This is a genomic window from Enterococcus raffinosus (genome assembly GCF_019175485.1).
GTDB lineage: Bacteria > Bacillota > Bacilli > Lactobacillales > Enterococcaceae > Enterococcus_A > Enterococcus_A raffinosus.
Map to the genome: position 1 here is coordinate 2,130,479 of NZ_CP072888.1, position 18,458 is coordinate 2,148,936.

General features: G+C 38.4%; 22 protein-coding genes. 9 read left to right on the forward strand and 13 right to left on the reverse strand.

Annotated features, from left to right (window positions below; genetic code table 11):
* Positions 1-31 precede the first annotated feature (31 nt).
* The 8 genes from J9537_RS10410 to J9537_RS10445 all read right to left on the reverse strand — a co-directional run bounded on the left by J9537_RS10410 (position 32) and on the right by J9537_RS10445 (position 7,429).
* Complete coding sequence (locus J9537_RS10410) at positions 32-742, reverse strand: glucosamine-6-phosphate deaminase (RefSeq protein WP_010745895.1); 711 nt, start codon at positions 740-742, stop codon at positions 32-34.
* 63 nt (positions 743-805) lie between these two features.
* The gene (locus tag J9537_RS10415; RefSeq protein WP_218256118.1) at positions 806-1,618 is read right to left on the reverse strand and encodes an RnfABCDGE type electron transport complex subunit B; all 813 of its coding nucleotides are present in this window, start codon (positions 1,616-1,618) and stop codon (positions 806-808) included.
* 13 nt (positions 1,619-1,631) lie between these two features.
* Positions 1,632-2,222 carry an electron transport complex protein RnfA gene (locus J9537_RS10420; RefSeq protein ID WP_010745893.1) on the reverse strand — a complete coding sequence of 197 codons (591 nt, stop codon included), beginning with the start codon at positions 2,220-2,222 and terminating at the stop codon, positions 1,632-1,634.
* Positions 2,222-2,899 carry an electron transport complex subunit RsxE gene (gene rsxE / locus J9537_RS10425; RefSeq protein WP_218256120.1) on the reverse strand — a complete coding sequence of 226 codons (678 nt, stop codon included), beginning with the start codon at positions 2,897-2,899 and terminating at the stop codon, positions 2,222-2,224. Before rsxE ends, J9537_RS10420 begins: the two co-directional genes overlap by 1 nt.
* Before the next feature lie 12 nt (positions 2,900-2,911).
* A complete protein-coding gene (locus J9537_RS10430; RefSeq protein ID WP_218256121.1) occupies positions 2,912-3,475 on the reverse strand; it encodes an RnfABCDGE type electron transport complex subunit G in 564 nt (187 codons plus the stop codon).
* Entirely contained in the window at positions 3,472-4,413 is a 942-nt protein-coding gene (locus J9537_RS10435; protein ID WP_218256123.1) for an RnfABCDGE type electron transport complex subunit D, read from the reverse strand. Before J9537_RS10435 ends, J9537_RS10430 begins: the two co-directional genes overlap by 4 nt.
* Entirely contained in the window at positions 4,410-5,735 is a 1,326-nt protein-coding gene (gene rsxC / locus J9537_RS10440; RefSeq protein ID WP_218256124.1) for an electron transport complex subunit RsxC, read from the reverse strand. Before rsxC ends, J9537_RS10435 begins: the two co-directional genes overlap by 4 nt.
* Before the next feature lie 329 nt (positions 5,736-6,064).
* Positions 6,065-7,429 (reverse strand): adhesive domain-containing protein, encoded by a 1,365-nt coding sequence (locus J9537_RS10445; protein WP_218256126.1) that lies wholly within the window; start codon positions 7,427-7,429, stop codon positions 6,065-6,067.
* A gap of 345 nt (positions 7,430-7,774) precedes the next feature.
* On the opposite strand from J9537_RS10445, the gene J9537_RS10450 reads away from it, so the two are divergent.
* The 9 genes from J9537_RS10450 (at position 7,775) to J9537_RS10490 (ending at position 14,076) form a co-directional block, all read left to right on the forward strand.
* The gene (locus tag J9537_RS10450; RefSeq protein ID WP_218256127.1) at positions 7,775-8,143 is read left to right on the forward strand and encodes an LPXTG cell wall anchor domain-containing protein; all 369 of its coding nucleotides are present in this window, start codon (positions 7,775-7,777) and stop codon (positions 8,141-8,143) included.
* Positions 8,143-8,769: a WxL domain-containing protein gene (locus tag J9537_RS10455; protein ID WP_010745886.1), complete on the forward strand. Its 627-nt coding sequence runs from the start codon at positions 8,143-8,145 to the stop codon at positions 8,767-8,769. Before J9537_RS10450 ends, J9537_RS10455 begins: the two co-directional genes overlap by 1 nt.
* A 162-nt stretch (positions 8,770-8,931) precedes the next feature.
* Positions 8,932-9,936 (forward strand): WxLIP family cell surface protein, encoded by a 1,005-nt coding sequence (locus J9537_RS10460; RefSeq protein WP_218256129.1) that lies wholly within the window; start codon positions 8,932-8,934, stop codon positions 9,934-9,936.
* Positions 9,937-10,108: 172 nt separating this feature from the next.
* A complete protein-coding gene (locus tag J9537_RS10465; RefSeq protein ID WP_218256131.1) occupies positions 10,109-10,633 on the forward strand; it encodes a PadR family transcriptional regulator in 525 nt (174 codons plus the stop codon).
* 26 nt (positions 10,634-10,659) lie between these two features.
* On the forward strand, positions 10,660-11,475 hold the full coding sequence (locus J9537_RS10470; RefSeq protein ID WP_218256133.1) for a helix-turn-helix domain-containing protein: 816 nt from the start codon (positions 10,660-10,662) through the stop codon (positions 11,473-11,475).
* 48 nt (positions 11,476-11,523) lie between these two features.
* Positions 11,524-11,946 carry a VOC family protein gene (locus J9537_RS10475; protein WP_218256134.1) on the forward strand — a complete coding sequence of 141 codons (423 nt, stop codon included), beginning with the start codon at positions 11,524-11,526 and terminating at the stop codon, positions 11,944-11,946.
* 113 nt (positions 11,947-12,059) lie between these two features.
* A complete protein-coding gene (locus J9537_RS10480; protein ID WP_218256136.1) occupies positions 12,060-12,677 on the forward strand; it encodes a TetR/AcrR family transcriptional regulator in 618 nt (205 codons plus the stop codon).
* Positions 12,678-12,694: 17 nt separating this feature from the next.
* On the forward strand, positions 12,695-13,474 hold the full coding sequence (locus tag J9537_RS10485; RefSeq protein ID WP_174520503.1) for a M23 family metallopeptidase: 780 nt from the start codon (positions 12,695-12,697) through the stop codon (positions 13,472-13,474).
* A gap of 188 nt (positions 13,475-13,662) precedes the next feature.
* Positions 13,663-14,076 (forward strand): GNAT family N-acetyltransferase, encoded by a 414-nt coding sequence (locus tag J9537_RS10490; protein WP_218257365.1) that lies wholly within the window; start codon positions 13,663-13,665, stop codon positions 14,074-14,076.
* A gap of 30 nt (positions 14,077-14,106) precedes the next feature.
* Here the strand turns inward: J9537_RS10490 and J9537_RS10495 are convergent, their stop codons facing one another.
* From J9537_RS10495 to J9537_RS10515, 5 genes are all read right to left on the reverse strand, one after another.
* Positions 14,107-14,715, reverse strand: coding sequence for a DUF3267 domain-containing protein (locus tag J9537_RS10495; protein ID WP_218256138.1), 609 nt, complete (start codon positions 14,713-14,715; stop codon positions 14,107-14,109).
* A 554-nt stretch (positions 14,716-15,269) separates the two neighbouring features.
* On the reverse strand, positions 15,270-15,647 hold the full coding sequence (locus tag J9537_RS10500; protein ID WP_218256139.1) for a DUF3021 domain-containing protein: 378 nt from the start codon (positions 15,645-15,647) through the stop codon (positions 15,270-15,272).
* Between the two features lie 14 nt (positions 15,648-15,661).
* Entirely contained in the window at positions 15,662-16,111 is a 450-nt protein-coding gene (locus J9537_RS10505; RefSeq protein ID WP_218256141.1) for a LytTR family DNA-binding domain-containing protein, read from the reverse strand.
* A 157-nt stretch (positions 16,112-16,268) separates the two neighbouring features.
* On the reverse strand, positions 16,269-16,988 hold the full coding sequence (locus J9537_RS10510) for a type 2 periplasmic-binding domain-containing protein (protein WP_010745875.1): 720 nt from the start codon (positions 16,986-16,988) through the stop codon (positions 16,269-16,271).
* Between the two features lie 303 nt (positions 16,989-17,291).
* Positions 17,292-18,443: an oxidoreductase gene (locus J9537_RS10515; protein ID WP_218256143.1), complete on the reverse strand. Its 1,152-nt coding sequence runs from the start codon at positions 18,441-18,443 to the stop codon at positions 17,292-17,294.
* Positions 18,444-18,458 lie beyond the last annotated feature (15 nt).

The window sequence follows — 18,458 nt, forward strand, 5'->3', positions numbered from 1 at the left end:
GAATTTCATTTTCAAAGCTTAACACATTATTTTAATCTAAATAAATTGCAGCCTCTTTGTCTAAAAGCACTGTCAAATTAGGATGCAGGCGCAAAACTGATGCCGGCACATCCTCTGTTATTGGTCCTTCTAAAGCTTGTTTAATAATAGCTGCCTTCTTTTCACCACTAGCAATTAACACTAATTCTTTCGCCCCTAGAACCGTTTGAGTACCAAATGTGACCATCTCTTTTCCTGGTGTATAAGGCGTCATCCCATCGATTAGCTTGTACATCTCATCTGCAGGATCAATAGGGACACGATACACCCCATAATCAAAGGACATAAATTCTGGCATATTCCCACAAAAGTGACCATCATTACCAATTCCCATCAATACAAGATCTAAACCGCCATCCTCAGCAATTTTCCGATCGTAAATCTGATAGTTCTCTGCGTCTAAAACTTCAATGTTCTCATCTTTAATTCCTAGCGGGTGATATAGCTCTTCTTGTAGGGCTTGCATTGTCAACCCGTATTTTTGATTCATCAAAGTGATTTCATCAAAATTATAAAAATGTGCCAAGCTCTTATCAAAGTCCACTTGCTTTAACCGATCAGCCAAGATCTCATAAGCACGCTTAGGAGAAGAACCTGCAGTTAACGCCAAGTTCACACGGCGATTCTCCGCCCATTTCATTAAAACAATATCTGCCGTAAGTTGGCTTAATGTCTCATAATTTTCTGTTACTATTAATCTCAATTCAATACCTGCCTTCTTTAAAGAATAGTAGAAAATGAAAAGAGTCTCCAATTAAGTAAGAAATCAATTTGGAACCTTTTCTTTTACTGGCATCTTCAAAATACAATTTTGCGGGCAAGCCTCTATACAGTCGCCGCAATTAATACAAATATCTGGATCAATTACTGCTACATTATTTTCCATTTTAATGGCTTTTTGTGGACAAGCTTTCACACAACGATTGCAGGTGATACAACCAACATCGCAAATTTTTCGGACACTGCCGCCTTTATCTTGATTCGAACAAGAAACGATTGATGTATTTTCTGCTGGCAGCATTTTTATCAAATTTTTAGGGCATGCGTTAATACATTTCAAGCAACCAACACATTTGTCTGGGTCTACCTTTGCAATCCCATCAATAATATGAAGCGCATCGTATTCGCAAACTGCCGCGCAGTCACCAAATCCCATACACCCAAATCGACAATCCTGCGGTCCACCAAAAATTTGATTCGCTCCATAGCAAGTAGTCGTCCCAGTATAATCCATTTTGCTATTTGTAAACTCACAAGTTCCATTACATCGGACAAATGCCGCAATTTTTTGTACATCGTCAACTTCGACACCTAGAATCTCTGATAATGCTTGGCGTGTTGACGCTCCTCCAGGGGTACAATTAGTGGCCCCTGCATTCCCCTCTGCCATTGCTTTTGCATATCCATCACAGCCAGAAAAACCACAAGCACCGCAATTGATTCCGGGTAGAGCACCTCGTAAAGCTTCTTCTTTTTCATCAACCGGCTTATGAAAAATGATCGTGGCGAGCGAAAGAATGACCCCTGCGATCAATCCCATACCGCTGACAATGCCAATGGGTATCATGATTTCTGTCATTTTTTCTCCCCCCTTAACGGAATAATCCTTCTGCCAAACCGGCAAAACCAAGAAATGATAATGAAACAATAGCCGCAGCAATCAATGTTATGGGTAACCCTTGCAAAGAATCTGGAATATCATTTCCTTCAAGTCGTCCACGTACACCAGCAAAGATAACCATAGCAACTAAAAATCCGACACCCGCCGCAAAGGAATTGACCATTGATTGTATGAACGAATAATTTTTAGAAAAATTCAGAATCGTTACACCTAATACCGCACAGTTTGTGGTGATTAAAGGTAAATAGATGCCTAATGCATTGTAAAGTGAAGTCATGTAGCGTTTCATCACAACCTCTACTAGCTGCACCAATGCGGCAATTGTTAAAATAAAAACGATTGTCTGTAAATAATCCAAACCCAACGGAATCAATAGAGAAGCATATATTGGATACGTCACTAATGTTGCTAATACCATAACGAAGGTTACCGCCAATGACATGCCGACCGCCGTATCTAATTTCTTAGACACTCCTAAAAATGGACAAATACCTAAAAACTGCGATAACACAAAATTATCGGTCAAAATCCCTGCTACTAAAATCGTTACAAAAATCTGCATTACTGATCACCAGCCTTTTCATCACAAACTGTCGTACAGGCTTCAGCGATGGGACATGCTGTACAATCGATTTCTTTTGTTTTGCGATCACTTAATTTATTCGCCACCATAACCAGCATTCCAAAAACGAAAAATCCACCTGGCGGCAAGAGCATGATTGTCATCGGCGGAACCACTCCTGCAGTAATCGGCATCCCAAACAAGGTACCACTGCCAAACAATTCGCGAATTCCTCCCATACAAAGAAGCGCCATCGTGAATCCGACTCCCATACCCAAGCCATCTAATGCTGAATGAAGTACTGTGTGGTCTTTGGCATAAGCTTCTGCCCGCCCTAGGATAATACAGTTCACTACGATTAAAGGTAAATAGATTCCCAACGTTGCATCTAAGGCGGGAGCCAACGCCTTTACTACTAATTGAACCACCGTCACAAAGCCCGCGATAATGGTAATGAATGCTGGAATACGGACACGGTTAGGAATTACTTTACGTAAGAGAGAAATTACGACATTGGAGCCTAAAAGAACTACTGTCGCTGCAATCCCCATTCCTATACCGTTAATAGCAGATGTGGTAACTGCCAATGTTGGACAAGTCCCTAACATGAGACGCAGGACAGGATTTTCCTTGATTAAGCCTTTACTAAAAATAGCTGATGCTTTTTCTTTTTCCACTAGTTCTCCCTCCTATTTCTCTGACTTAGTCACTTGCTCAAACAACGCAAGTGCTTCTTTGACCGATGTGGCTACAGCATTAGAAGATTTGGTTGCTCCTGTGACTGCTTCGACTTGGTTTTTACTCGAAGGAGAATTCTTGACAACTTCTAGCGTCTCATTAAGTCCAGAAAATTGATCCGCAAATTCTTTTTTTGTGACGTTCTGTCCGAGTCCAGGGGTTTCATTCGAAGCGTCTAAAACATTTACCCCGACAATTTTTCCATTCTCAACAGCACTCATAACACTTACATCACTACCATAGCCATATGACTTAGTCACAAAGAGATACCCCAAAACCTTACCTGAGGAGTCCAGTGCCTTATAGCCTTGATTTTCTCCAGTCACTTTAATTTCTTGAAAATCATCTGCTTTAATCAACTGACTCATAACACTTTGCGTCTGCTCCCATTCTTGCTTTGCAATACGCTCCTTGAACATAGCCCGTGTTCCTGCGACAGCAAAAGTGATGACTAGACAAATGATAAATAAACAAAGCGCATCAGTAAAAATTACTTTAGAACCTGATCGTTTCATTTTACCTTCGCCCCCTCACCAAAGACCTTAGGAATAGTTAGATTCTCAATATGAGGGACAAGGATATTCATCAATAAAATTGCATAGGAAACACCCTCAGGCAATGCAGCGAAGAAACGGATCAAAACAGTGATAACTCCACATCCGACTCCAAAAATAATTTTGCCATTTCTTGTAATTGGAGATGTTGTATAATCAGTCGCCATGAAAATAGCTCCTAGTAATAATCCCCCAGACATCATTTGATACAAAGGATCCCCACCTAATATAGTAGAAAAAATAACTACGGTACCAATAAAGCAGAGAGGAATAATTGGCGAAATCACTTTTCGAACAACTAAATAAGCCCCTCCGATCAAAAGAGCCAATGCACATGTCTCTCCCAAACTTCCTGCTCGAACTCCTAGAAACATATTAAGTAGTGAAGGAATAGGCTGTCCGGTCTGAGAAGCTGAAAAGTAGGTTGCCGACGAAATGACGTCTGGTTGAAACATGTAATAGTTCAATGGTGGCTGCCAAGTGCTCATCTGTGAAGCAAAAGACATCATCAAGATGATACGGGCAGTAATTGCTGGATTTACGAAATTCTGTCCAATCCCTCCAAAGAATTCTTTTACGATTACAATTGCGATCACACCACCTAGAATGGCCATCCAAAAGGGCAGCGTTACGGGTAGATTCAATGCTAACAGTATTCCTGTAACAACCGCTGTCAAATTGTGTATTGTGTCTGGACGTTTCAGAATCTTTCTCGTTACATACTCACTGATGACACAAGCACCAACCGTTACTATAATCAAAATAAGAGCACGAAAACCAAAAATAATTGTCGACGCGATGACTGCTGGAATTAAAGCAATAATCACATCTAACATAATACTGCGACTACTCCGTCCACAGTGAAGGTGCGGCGAGATGGATACAGGTAATTTGTTCATTGAGCAGCCTCCCTTTCTAACTGTTTTGCTCGTTTCATGGATTGAACAAGTCTACGTCCCGCAGGACAAACAAATGCGCAACAACCGCATTCCATACAGGCCGATACATTCAGATTCTTCAAGCCTACTACATCATTATTTCGTGTGCAGCGTTCAATCTGTACAGGTAACAATGACATTGGGCAAGCTTCTACACAACGACCACAACGGATACATGGAGATTCTTCCGGTAAGCTTTGCTCGGCTGATAAAATTGTGATGGCATTCGTTTGCTTAGTAATTGGTAATTCTGTAGAAAACTGTGCCATTCCCATCATAGGTCCGCCTAAAATAATCTTACTCGGCTCATCGATCAATCCACCACAGAACTTTATAACCTCACCAATTGGTGTACCGACTGGAACTACAACGTTTTTTGGCTGCGCAACATTTCCATCAACTGTTATTCTTTTATGGGTCAGTGGCATCCCAATCTCAATGTATCTTTGTAAAAGCGAGACTGTCGAGATATTCGTAATCAAGCACCCTACCTCAGATGGCAGCTTGCCTGGTGGAATTTTTCTACCAGTTGTTGCATATACCAACATTTTTTCCGCCCCTTGAGGATATAAAGAAGGAATCTCCATCACATCAATCCGTGGATCAAGATCTGCTAACTCATTCAAATGCTCCCGTAGCTTTTTCAACCCTTTCGGTTTATTACTTTCAATTCCTATCACCCCGTGAGCAATATTCAAGTAAGTCATCAACGCTTGCATTCCTGCGATAATTCGTTCCGGATACTCCAAGCTTTCGCGATAGTCAGATGTAATAAATGGTTCACACTCTGCTCCATTTATCACCAATGTATCAATTGGTGTATCTTCTTTGACATTCAACTTCACATGCAATGGAAATCCCGCTCCGCCGATCCCTACAATACCGCTGTCTCGTGCGGCCTTCAGTAAATCTTCCTTAGAATTAATCTTAATCGGTGTTGGATCTGGGAACTCTACTGGTAACCCATCACTTGCAATATGAATAGCCTCACACAGTTGACCGTTCGCCATTAGAATGGGTTTGATCCCTTTTACCTTGCCAGAAACAGAAGCATGGATTGGTGCTGAAACAAAAGCCTCTGAGTCACCAATAACTTGCCCAACTGTAACAGTGTCCCCCTTTTTTACCGTCGGTGTACAAACACCTCCAATATGTTGTTGCATTGGAATAGTTACAATTTTCGGCGGTTCCATAAAAACGCTTTCATATTCTGCCGTGTTTTTATTGTGGGGAACCTTAACGCCTCCTTTAAACTTTGCGATAGCCTTAGTTATTGTATCCATAGACAAACCTCCCTTGTAATTCGAAAATAATCTGTAACTCAATTATCATTTTATACTCATGATTTTTCAATGAAAATGAGCACAATCTTAATTCAAAAATGTATCCCCGCAAAACAAATTAACCTGGAATAACAGATTACTATCCACTTTCAACCATCTTTGATAAAACCTTGAGAAATTTTTTCACAAATTTTTTTACCAATAATTTAGCTTTCTTCTGTATATTACTATATTTATGATAGCACAGTGAAAAACAAATGTAATTAGTTTTCACAAACTCAGCAAAAAAAATACCTAGTGCTCAACTAGATATTTTTCGGGTTCGTCATTTATGGTGTATTAGATAATGTCCATTGTAAAATAGTTTGATAACTACCAGATCGTCTCTGTGTATTTTTAGGCACAAAAAGCTCAAATTGGTTCAAAGGGATTTCTACATATCCTGAAGCTGTGGTGTTACTTAAAGACATCAGTGTTACCTGATTATCAGGAGTTACCTGAACCTTTTGATTAGATAATCCAGAATAGTTAGAAAAATTCGTATTTAATGAACCTAAAGAAATACCTAGCTGGGCATTGTTCAAATTATTTTGCCCATTGTTCCAATTACTAGCCTGACTTACCTTTAGCTGCCAAGCTTTCGCGATTGTTCGAGTATCCTCTATTCGAATCATTCCTGTTTGAATCGGATTGCTACTGTTGCCACCAATATAGGCTTTCCATGTTTCATCAGCTACCGTTTGGATCGGATGAATTCCGAAGTTTAAATTTGTAGGCAGCAAATCACTTTTCATTGTCAGTGAACCAGCTGAGAAATAAATATTCGTATTACCACCAAAGTTACTCAATAACTGAATAACGATATCATCACTTTGAATGATTCCACCACGAATACTTGCCCTGTAATCTTGTGCTAAACCTATTGGACTAGAAACAAATGTTGGAATTGAAACGTTCGTGGCTCCTAAGAGTGAAGCCGAAACAAGATTTGTACTAATCGTCGAATCTGGATTTTCTAAAGAAGCTATTAAACTATTCACACTAGATAATACAGAGGTAAGAATAGTCCCTACTAATCCTAACGGCAACGTATCTAAAATATTTTTTAAATCCTTCAGTCGTGTAGCTAATGTACTGCTTAATATTGGTAATAGTCCTTGACTGATATTAACGCCTAGTAAAGTAGAAGAAAGCTGTTCGGTTGAAATTGGAATATTATGAGTACCAAAATCTTCATTCTTAAGATTGGTAATTGCTTGATTGATACTCGTAATCGTTGGCCGCAAAGTAGGAAGCAAATTAAGAACGGAAATTAAGCTATTCAATAAATCCAACAATCCCCCAACAGGCAAATCAGCCGCCGGAATCGTTACTGCAGTTGTCACAGACGCTGCTCCATTCGGTACGACTTTGCTTGATAGTTCTGTTGGAACCGAAATCAACGCGTATTTTTTCCCGGTTTTTATCAATCCTACACCTGTAGTTGTCCCATTAATAGTAAAGGTCACTGGTTTTTGACTCACATTTAGATAGGGTGTTGCTGCTGTCGTTCCACTGTCATTATTTATTTGAGTATTCCCAAATAAATCAACAGATACCGCACTGACAATTATGTTAGAGCTTGTCAAGAAAAGGAAAAAAACTAAACTAATGAACCAAATTATCCGAAATAAATAATACCTTTTTTTCTTCATCCTCTCTCCTCCTTGTGCTAGTTCACTTTTGAGTCTGTCAATAATTTCCTCCAAAAGAAAATAATCGAAAATCATCTATTTTTTCATCCAAAGTACATGATTACCGCTTTCAAACACATGATTTTCTCAATAAATATACCGATATAACACGGGTTCTCACTACTAATTAAACAGATAAATCTCTTGTCTAGAAACTTTTATGCTCACCTGTAAAGACAGTCCGAGCAATTTTATACCACTTTTAGAGATTCTGGCTATATAATCACCGCATAAGTTTCACACCCTTTTCTGCGCAGAAAAGAGCTAGTTTTGCCGCTTGCATAATATTGAGAAAGGAGGAGAGAATTGAAGAAGCAAATAGTGATCATCCTGTGGTTACTGTTGTTCTTTGGCGCTCTTTCTCCATTGGCTGAAGCTGCAGTAACCGACGGAAAAGTTCAATATTATTACGAAAGTAGTACGTCTACCAGCACTAGTCATTCATCCAGTAGCACGACAAAAGCTTCAGCATCTTTACACTCAGAATCCGGCAGCACAACTAAAAGCCAAACAACGACTTCAACCAATCTTCAAAGTGGAAGCATGCATTCAAAAATTGCACATTTTCTAAAAACAAATGATCAAAAAAATATTTTTTTAATCGTCATTGGATTTTTGATTCTTGCGATTGCCTTTTTAGGAATAAGAATTACTCATAATAGGAGGAAAAAATAATGAAAAAACAATTTGCTTTGCTGATTGCTGGGCTCTTTGCTGGCAGCCTGTTTGCTTTTTCAAATACTGCCCAAGCAGTAGATACCACTGGGACCGTTGATTATACCGATGGTGGCATCACCTTTGACCCACAAGTCCCAGGAAATGCTAGTGCTTCATTACCAAAGAACTTAAATTTTGGTTCTCATGCCATCCAGACAACCAAGGATGAAATATGGACCGCAACATCAGATGGTGTACAAACATCACCCGCCACTACAGGACAAATTGCAGTTAGTGATAACCGTGGTGGAACTTCAACTGGTTGGTCGGTGAAGGTTAATCAACCTACCCAATTCACAGCAAACTCAAATACTCTGACAGGTGCAGCTCTGAGCTTTACGGTAGGAACATTAACTAATAATGTGAATTCCGCACCAACTGGAACCCGTATTGCCAATGGCGCAAAAACAACAATGCTTGTTAATCAGTCCGTTTCCGTTCTAACCGCACAAGCGAATGAAGGCGTCGGTGAAACTGCGTTGCCGATTTCTAAGTTTGAGTTGGATGTTCCGAAAGATACAGCCAAACAACAAGCACAATACCAGACAACATTAGTTTGGACATTCTCAGCGACACCTAGCTAAAAAAAACTAGGATGGAGTTCCACCAATAGTCTCGTCTACTGAGAAGACGGCTACAGGCTATTCGGTCCTGGCTCCATCCTTTAAAATATACAAAGGGGAAAAGTAAATTGAGAGAGACTCTTCCATTACGCGGAAAATACAATTGAAGTAAGGAGATAGAAAATGCTGAAGAATCATATAAGCTTAGTAGCACGAGGCCTGTTCCTCATTTTCGCTTTTTCATTTTTACCAATTGTCGCTCATGGAGAGTCATTGGATACCTTCGATGCGGTGATCCACCCTTCGGAGCATCAAATTGATAAAAATCAGCTTTATTATGATTTGCAGTATCAACCAGATGAAGCTGAACGTCTGACGGTTACTTTGACCAATCGGACAGATCAGTCAATTAAGTTGAAAGCATCATTTAATCGAGCTATTACAAATAGTTTGGGCGTTATTGAATATTCAGGGATGAATATGGATGAGAGCCATTTTGGACCCAATATTACCGACTATGTGAAGCTTAGTGATAAAGAAATCAACTTAGCGGCAAACCAATCAAAGGATGTTTATCTAGATGTAAAGATGCCTTCAAAAGAATTTGAAGGTGTCTTAGCTGGCGGCTTGTATATCGAGCAAATATCTGATACAAAAGTCGATGGAAATATCAAAAACGTTTTTTCACGAGAAATTGCTGTGTTGCTTCAAAACACCACTGACGAGATAAGCCCAGAGTTAAAGATCATCAATGCACAGGCTATACAAGCCAATAGTCGTAACGCAATAAATGTAACTGTAGACAATCAAAAGGCAACCTACGTTAAAGATGTGACAATAAACTATCAAGTCGAAAAAGACGGTAAAACCATTGTTAAAGATAAAAAAGAACAGTTATCATTGGCACCAAGTTCTAGCATGCCCTTTTTGATTCAGATGAACAATACAGAGTTTTCACCTGGTGCTTATACAGTCAAGATGACTATCAGCTCTGGAGGTCAGAAATGGACAGGCACACCAACATTCACTGTCAATCAAGAGAAAGCAAAAGAGTACAACAAAAAGGATGTCTCAATCGAAGATAAATCGACAAATCCTTGGATCTGGATCGGACTTACAGTGATTATCGTGTTATTAGCTATCGTGATAGTAATGTATAATCGAAATAGAAACTTGAAGAAAAAATAAATGGACAATAATTGTTTAGATTCGGTGCTTCGTAATTGAAGCATCGTTTTTTTGTGCGACTCAATAGTTTGAACGCTTGACTAAACGTAAGAAACAAAATACTATAAAGTATAGTAGTCTCTTAAATATCACTCGTGTATATAGTATAAAAATCCAAGGAGGAGAAGTTATCATGCGGACAATAGATTTGATTGTTCTAGGGGTTTTAAAAAAGGAAGATCTTAGTGCCTACGATATTCAAAAATTGATTGAATATCAGAATATTTCTCAATGGGTAAAGGTCAGTACGCCAACCATCTACAAAAAAATGTTACAGCTTGAAAAACAAGGATATGTCAAAAGTAGGTTGATGAAAAATGGTAAGATGCCTGAAAAGACTATCTACTCATTAACAGCAAAAGGCCAAACAGAATTTGAAAAGTTGATGCTGGGAATCGCTGCACGTCCGATCAATATTTACTTGGATTTTAATGCGGTCATTTTAAACTTAGACAGCCTAGCTCCTACTGATCAAAGAGCATGCATCAGTATCATCGAAGCCAATGTAAAGAAAATGAAGGTGGAAATGGACAATCAGTGGGTAAACTCCCAGAATTCAACTGTCATTCCAGAAACTGGAAAAGTCGTTATACGACAACAGTTTTATTTATTTGAAGCAATCGAGAAATGGATTGAAGAAATTAAAAAAGGATTCTAATAAGATGCTGTTGAAAGGTGATTCTCATGCTAAATAATGAAAGCATTTCTCAAAGTACTTTACCTAAAATAAACGCAGATTCTATCATCATGAGACCCCATGAGCTGTTACTTCCATACATAGCAAATTATACTTTTACCAATCCTAGTAAAATGTCTACAAAGCAAACAATTTTGCCCACAATCAGTTCAACTTTGGTTTGTACCTTTCAAAATGGGAAATTTACAGCTGGTTTGCGAGGTGTGAATACCCGTTCAACGATGATTGCTGATTATGCACGTCAATTTGATTTTATGTTTCTTGTTGAATTTCATGCTGCAGGGTTATATCCATTCTTACAAATTGATCAAAATTACCTAGCGGATGATGGGTTTCTTTTTAATGACTTAAACCGTAGTTTGTCCCAACAAATCGCTGAAGGTTATTTCACAGCTAAAGACATTCTCTCCTTGACAAATAAATTGGACCACATTTTCTTAACACATCTGACTAACAAACAAATCAACCCCACCTTCTCGATTGCCTTTGAAAAGCTGCTTAAATGCAAAGGCGATATTCGCGTAAAGGACTTGGCTAGTGAAACATATTATAGTGAAAAGCAATTGAACCGCTTGTTTATGAAATATGCCGGCGCACAAATAAAAACGTGTTCACGAATTATTCGGATGAAAAACGCAACACATCTGTTACAGGAAAGTCAACGAATTAGTCGCTTGTTCGAACAAACAGGTCATTATGATGACGCTCATTTTCTACGTGATTTTAGCGACATTTATGGTATCACTCCAAAAAAATACTTAGAGAATATGTCTGTTTTTTACAATGACCCCTATAAATTGTGAGCGTATACTCTTGTTTAAATAAATCAACAAGAAAAGGTGGTCGATCCTATGTTTACGCCCTATATCCGTTTTAATGGCAATTGTGAAGAAGCTTTTTTATGGTATGCGCAAGTTTTCAACGGAAAAGTACAACACTTATCCAGATACAGCGATAGCTCTCCTAATTCAGACATTTTCTCAACTGATAAGCTGAACGGTAAAGTAATGCATGCCAGACTAACCATTACAGATTTTAATGGGCTTACTGGTGGCGATTATCTAGAGTCCATTGAAAAAAATGGCAACATTTCAATTCAGGCACATCTACCTGAAGAAGCTTTTGCCAGAAAAGTTTTTTCAGAGTTATCAAGTAAAGGAACTATCATAGCAGAAATTGTTGAAAATCCTCCACCAGATGATCGCAGCATCAGTGGCTGTGTCCAAGACAAATATGGGGTTACCTGGATTGTCTCTGCGATGAAAACTGTTTGATTGAAAGAAAGTCCATGGATAGTATAATGGGCTTTCTTTTTTTGCACCAAATTGACCTATTAGGTAAAGGGTGATAGAATGGTGTTGACCTATTAGGTAAAGGAGTAGAATTTATGACCGATTTTAATACCAACGACCCGAAGATTCAAAGAATTATAAATGCGGCGTTAAAAGAATTTTCTCTGAGAGGCTATGATGATGCCTCTACTAATCGAATTGCCAAAGCGGCTGGACTATCTAAACCATTGATGTTTCATTATGTAAAAAGTAAAGAGGATCTGTTTTGGCTACTTGTAGATTATTGTCAAAAAACAATTGATGAAGACTACTTAAAACAAATGGATTTTCAAGAAAAAGATCTTTTTAAACGGTTACGTCAGTCTTATGTCCTACAGATTGAACTAATGAAAAAAAATCCATGGATTATTGATTTTTCTAATAAAACATTCGAGTCAAAATCAGAAACAATCAACGCCAAACTAACTGATCGTTCCAAACAGGATTGTTTCCATTGTAAAAATGCTTTATTCGAGCAAATTGATGAATCAAAATTTCGATCTGAGCTCACAGTTGATCAATACAAACAATTGATTTATTGGGGAAATATCGGGTTTACGACTGAAGTTTTAGCTGAATTGAAAAATGTGAAGTATGAAGCTATTGATTATCAGGAAATCACCGACAAATTGATACAATATCTTGAAAATCTCAGCAGGATTTTCTATCAATAAAAATTGAGAGGTGCTTGATGAGAAGAAAACTATATTTAATTGGCAGCTTCCTATTTTTATCAATTGTCGGCTTTACTCAAGCAACAAAGAATTTCTCCCAGCAGAAAGAGGGATTTACAATGACACAATCAAAAATTTCCATTGCTTTTCCTTTACGTGGCGAATGGTTCACAGAAACAAGCCCGGCTGATCGTGTCCCAAGTCATGGAACCAATCATTTTGGACTGCGTTACGCTTTTGATTTCATTCAAAAAGATCGGAAAGGTGCCTCTCATACAGGTGGAGCAGCTGATTATATTTTCAAAGGCATTCCTTTAGATAACTATTATTGTTTTGGTCAATCGGTGTTTGCCCCATTTGACGGAGAAGTAATTAGTGTAAAAGATAATACGCTCGATGGCGAAATGGCTTCCTGGATTCACGATCAAACCACAGCGATTCGCCACTCCCTCTTTTTTAACCCAGAACGAGATGGTTTTGAAGCAATCGCTGGTAATTATGTCATCATCAAACAATCTGAGGGGATTTATGCAGCCTTTTGCCATTTGCAAAAGGAATCAATTGCCGTCACAGAAGGCGAATTCATTCAACAGAACGCTTATCTCGGTAATGTTGGACACTCTGGTAATTCTACTGAGCCTCATCTACATTTTCAACTGATGGATTCATCTACGATCGAATTAGCAAAGGGGCTTCCCTTCGTATTTAAAGCGTATGAAAAGTATGATGGGCAATCATGGATACCCGTTACTAATGAAATTCCCGCTGTCGGCGAACGAATTCGCTTCTTAGACTAACTCAGAAAGCAACTTTGATGCAGAAATATTTATTTAATGCAGTCTATTATACGAGTACAATTAGATCACTATTGAACAAGCCGAAAAAAGAACTTCCAGCGATTCGCGTGTTTTATTTTTTCTTTCCTTTGAAAAATAGCGTAAAATAATTCTATATTCGTAAGGTAAGGAGGAACAGAATGGAAGAATTGGAGAACTACAGTATTAGAATCGATATTCCTGAAGTAGAAGAGTATCTTGCTTTACGCAAAATTTGCGGTCTATCGGATCGAGGGATAGAAGCCAGTAAAACGGGGTTGAGTAATAGCGTCTACTCTGTCATTATTCGACGAAATAAGGACCAAAAGCTAGCTGGAATGGGGCGGCTGATCGGCGATGGCGGTACAGCTTATCAAATCGTTGATATCGCTGTTCTTCCTACTGAACAGGGAAAAGGATTAGCAAAGACAATCATGCAACTTCTAATGACTTATATCGAAAGTGAAATTGACCCTCAGGCTTATGTGAATCTGATTGCCGATCGTCCTGCTGATAACCTTTATAAGCAGTTTGGTTTCGTTGAAACAGCACCAGAAAGTCTAGGAATGTATTTGAAAAGATAAAAAAAAGGACTCCTTTTTCAGGAATCCTTTTTATTTTGTAAATACCACAAATCCTGGTAATTCTGGATGATCGACAATTAGCCCCTCTTGAACCGAACGTGCACCCCAAAAAATCAGCAAATCTCCTGCTGCCATGAAAATATTGAAAGCGGAAAGTAAAATTAGTTCGGTATTCGGAAATATCAGTGAGAGGAGAAAACTGCCCCCGCCTAATATAATAACTGGTGCCAATACACCAATTTTATACGCTTTTACTTCTAAAGCTTCTTTGCAGTGACAATACGGCATGAACTCTTTGAGATTGAATCCAAAGGTTATACTTTCCATTTTATTCTTCGCATAGTGTGCCCAAGCCAAGCCATGAATCAGCTCATGAATGAAAATGGATAAGATGAATGAAAAAAGAAATCTAAGAAAATTGATTTCCCAAAGTGGTGTGGCCTCCGCCCCCCAGCGCCAAAAGAATCCCACAACAACCACGATGATAAATGGTACCGGTAACAACAGACCTTGCGTGCCAGCTTCCTTTGCTGAGAATGTTTTGTCTTTTTTATGAAAGTGTTTTTCTTTCATCTCCTGACAGATCGCATCAAATCGTTCATATTTCTTATCCTTTTTCCGCCTTTTCCTTGTCTCCATAACTATTCCCCCATTCCCATGTTCCACATAGATCTACCCTTTAATTTTTTAACTTGCCCTTTCCATCATGATATAGGCAGGACTCTGCTACGTCAAAATCTAAATTCATAAGAAATTCTTCATCAATGAGTTTTTAGGTGAATAAAAAACAGCTAAAAACTCTTTCTTTCAAGAATTTAGCTGCTTTTATATCTAATTTTTTTCTGATGTGCTCTTTCAAACAGAAAATCTACTTTCCTAGAAAATGGCTTTCGTGAACAAAGATTGTGTACATGAAGAGAGGAAGCCACAACTTTATCATATTCTTATTTTTCCTTGAATTCCTGCTGACATTCTTCTCAAAAACTAATAAGGTTAGGTCGAAAGGTTAGATGACAACAAAAGAAATTGAACGGCTGTCTACAACTCTATATAAAAACCATTCTCCCCTCACTTATATTATACCTGTTTATGTGCTATTTCACGTTTTCGTTTTTTTGATAGTTTAACAAATTATTGGGAATAGTCAAAAGAAGCCATCGAAAGAACCGATGACCTCTAAAAAACGCTTGTTTTTATCGTAGCTTCTGATTAATTTTCTCAATTTCTCGTTTGTATTTCAAATAGTAAAAAATCCAAATTGCAAAAAAGATAAAGAAGAAGGACGTCGAAGCTGATAAAATGACCTGCCACTTAAAAGGAAACCATTGATTTATTGCCGCTGCAACAATGAAGGCGAGAAAACTTCCCCCCATATGAATCAAGGTTTGTGCTAAAATCGGTAGTTTCTTCACATTATATATCATGCTTAACAGACCAATGACAACAGAAAGCAAAACAAAGCTTGCGACAATTTTTCTTACTTCGCTATCTGCAAAAATATAGGCAAAGAGCATACAAAGGGTACTGCCAATTCCGATTGATTGTATTAATAGCTTTATTGTTTTTTTCATTTTTAGTTCCTCCTTTAAATACCTAAATGTTGTTTCAACTGATCAACAAAACGTCTGGAAACAGTGATTCTCTGCCCATTTTTCAAATAAGCGTATAAGCTGCCGGAAAAAGCAACCTCTAGTTTTTTGATTTCTTTCGTATTCACTATTGCAGATTTAGAAACCTGTAAAAATTGCTCTTTAGGAAGCTCTTCTTTTAGCGCCGCCAGTGATTTCCGATAGGAATAGTTTTCGTCTGCTGTATACAAAGTCATGACCTTATTGAAGACTTCCAAATAAATAATTTCTGATTTGTTTAGCAAGACAAACCCCTCTTTCATTTTGACCACTAATTGATTTTCTTGATAATCCTCTAATCGCTCTACAATTTGAGCTCCTATCTCTTCCTCGTCTGCACGGATTCGGACTTCCGGCTCTATCCAGTTCTTCCCAATCTCCATATGAATCTTCAACCCTTTTAACATGTGCCACCCCCGTCTGTATCTCTATAGTAAGTCATTTGCTTTCTAGAAAATAGACCTTTTCCCTTTCCGGTGTAATAGGTGTCCTATCCGGTACCAGCTCGTTTGATTACTATGAGAACAAAAAAACCAGAGACCTAAAAAGGTTTCTGGTTATTCCTTATTCCTGAACCATCTCTACACCCGCTGGATCAGTTGTGTAATCAAACTGGCTTTCTGTCTCTGTTTGTTCTTCTCTTAAATCAAGTACCAGCTGATGTTCCTGTAGCGCTGAAATTTTTTCTGTGATTAACAGTAATAGCTGCTTCACACTTTCTTCAGTGTTGACCTTATTCTCTACAATTGCTTGGCATAGATATTCGATTTGATGGCTTTGCTCAAACAACTCTAAGTAGCTTTCCACCGAATGATCCGCTTCACTAATAAGCTGCCAATCAGTATCATGATAATACGTGTTGTACATCAAAAAATCTAAACGATACACTGCTAAAACAAATAAATCTCGTACTTTTTTGTTTTCTCTCAATAGCTTCGCTAGTTCTGTTGAACCATTCGCTATTTCGCCGCCCAACTCCACTAAAACAGTGTAATTATTTTCGTACTCTTTTCTCAATTTCGTAAACAGCCGTGTCGTTTTAGCAACTTCCTTCTGCTTTTCGCGATATTTCAAAAATTGGAACATCAATAATGCTGCTAAAAATGAAAAGAAGCAACCAAAGAAAGCTGTTGACGCATTAACAAATGTCTTAATGATGTCGATGTTTTCGCTGAATAGCTCTTTGTTGAAATAGATAAAGCCTATACTCGTCACCGCGATTACTTCGCCCACCAATAAAACTACCAAAGAAACAATCACTAATTTTTGCTTTTCTGAAATCATTTTTCACCATACATTCAAGTTGAATGCTTCTCCTTATATTTTTTTAGTCAAATTTAGAAAAATAAGTCCTCTCGCCTCCTCATTTCACTTATTAAACATTTTAAACACGATAAAATACTATTTTCTAAATTAAACACCCTATAAATAACTATTTGGTAATAAAAAATACTATTTATGCGTTTGTAATCGTGCCTTATTATAGCATTTTTCAAATATTTATTAAACCCCTTCAAACACTTTGACTAAAAAAGTTCATTTAGAAAAAACTCGAAACGTTCCAGCAAAACGTTTCGAGCACCCGTCTTATTCAACTAAACCTTCAACTTGAGGAAGCCCAATTCCTGCTGTATAGACTTCGATTAGGCCTGATGGCAGTTCAAGATCCTCCGTATGACCTTTGACGTTCATATGAATGGTGTCTTCTTTTTCTGCCAGAATTTTTTCTTTGAAATCTGGATCAGACAGTGCAGCGACCCCCATTGAAGCAATATCTCCATAATTCAGAGCATCTAATGCTTCATCAGCAGAACGAATCGTCCCTGAGATAACTACGGGGACTCTACTCGCGACAAAATTCTTAATTACTAAACTGACTGGTTTTGTATAGTCACCTTTTTGCGGCATCGCTTTATAGGCATCTTTGCCAAAATTCCCCCCTGCTGCAGAAGAAAGATCAAGGAAATCGATGTCTTGCTCTAATAACTTATCTATTAGCTTCAACGAATCATCTAAATCGTAGCCAACCATTTCACCATGAATCTCTTCAGGAGAGATACGATATCCAACAATCGCATCTGGATTTTCCGCCCGAGCGACTTTTAATACTTCCTTCGTTACTTCAATGGCGAAATTCATGCGCTTCTCGAAGGTCCCACCCCAATAATCCTCTCGCTGATTCGAATAGCTAGAGAAAAACTGCTGGATCAAATAATGATTTGCCCCATGGATCTCTACCCCGTCAAAGCCCGCTTTTAATAAACGCTGTGCGGCTAGACCAAAATCTTTTACTACTTGCCAAACCTCATCTTCGGTCAATTCTGTCACCTTGTATTGCAAGAAAGGAAATTCAATCGCACTTGGCGCATAGGCCTTACCCGTCACGTAACAACCATAACCACCTTCACGTCCTGGATGCTGAATCTGACCGATGGCTTTACTGCCGTTGCTCTTCATTGCCGCAGCTAGTTTACAGTAAGCTTCGATTGCTTCATCATTGTAAAGTGCCAATTGTTTCGGATGTCCTTGGATATTTTCTTGAACTGTGATCGCTCCAGTCAAAAGCAAATCTGCAAATTTACTGCGCCGTTCAAAGTACTTAATATCTTCCTCGGTTGGTCTGCCTGTTGCTGGATCCGCCGCAAAAACTACCATCGGACACATCGCAAAACGATTTGCCAAACGTCCACCGTGTTTCAAATCAATTGGTTCAAATAGTGGTGCATATTTTTCCTTCATTTCAAGTCCTCCTTC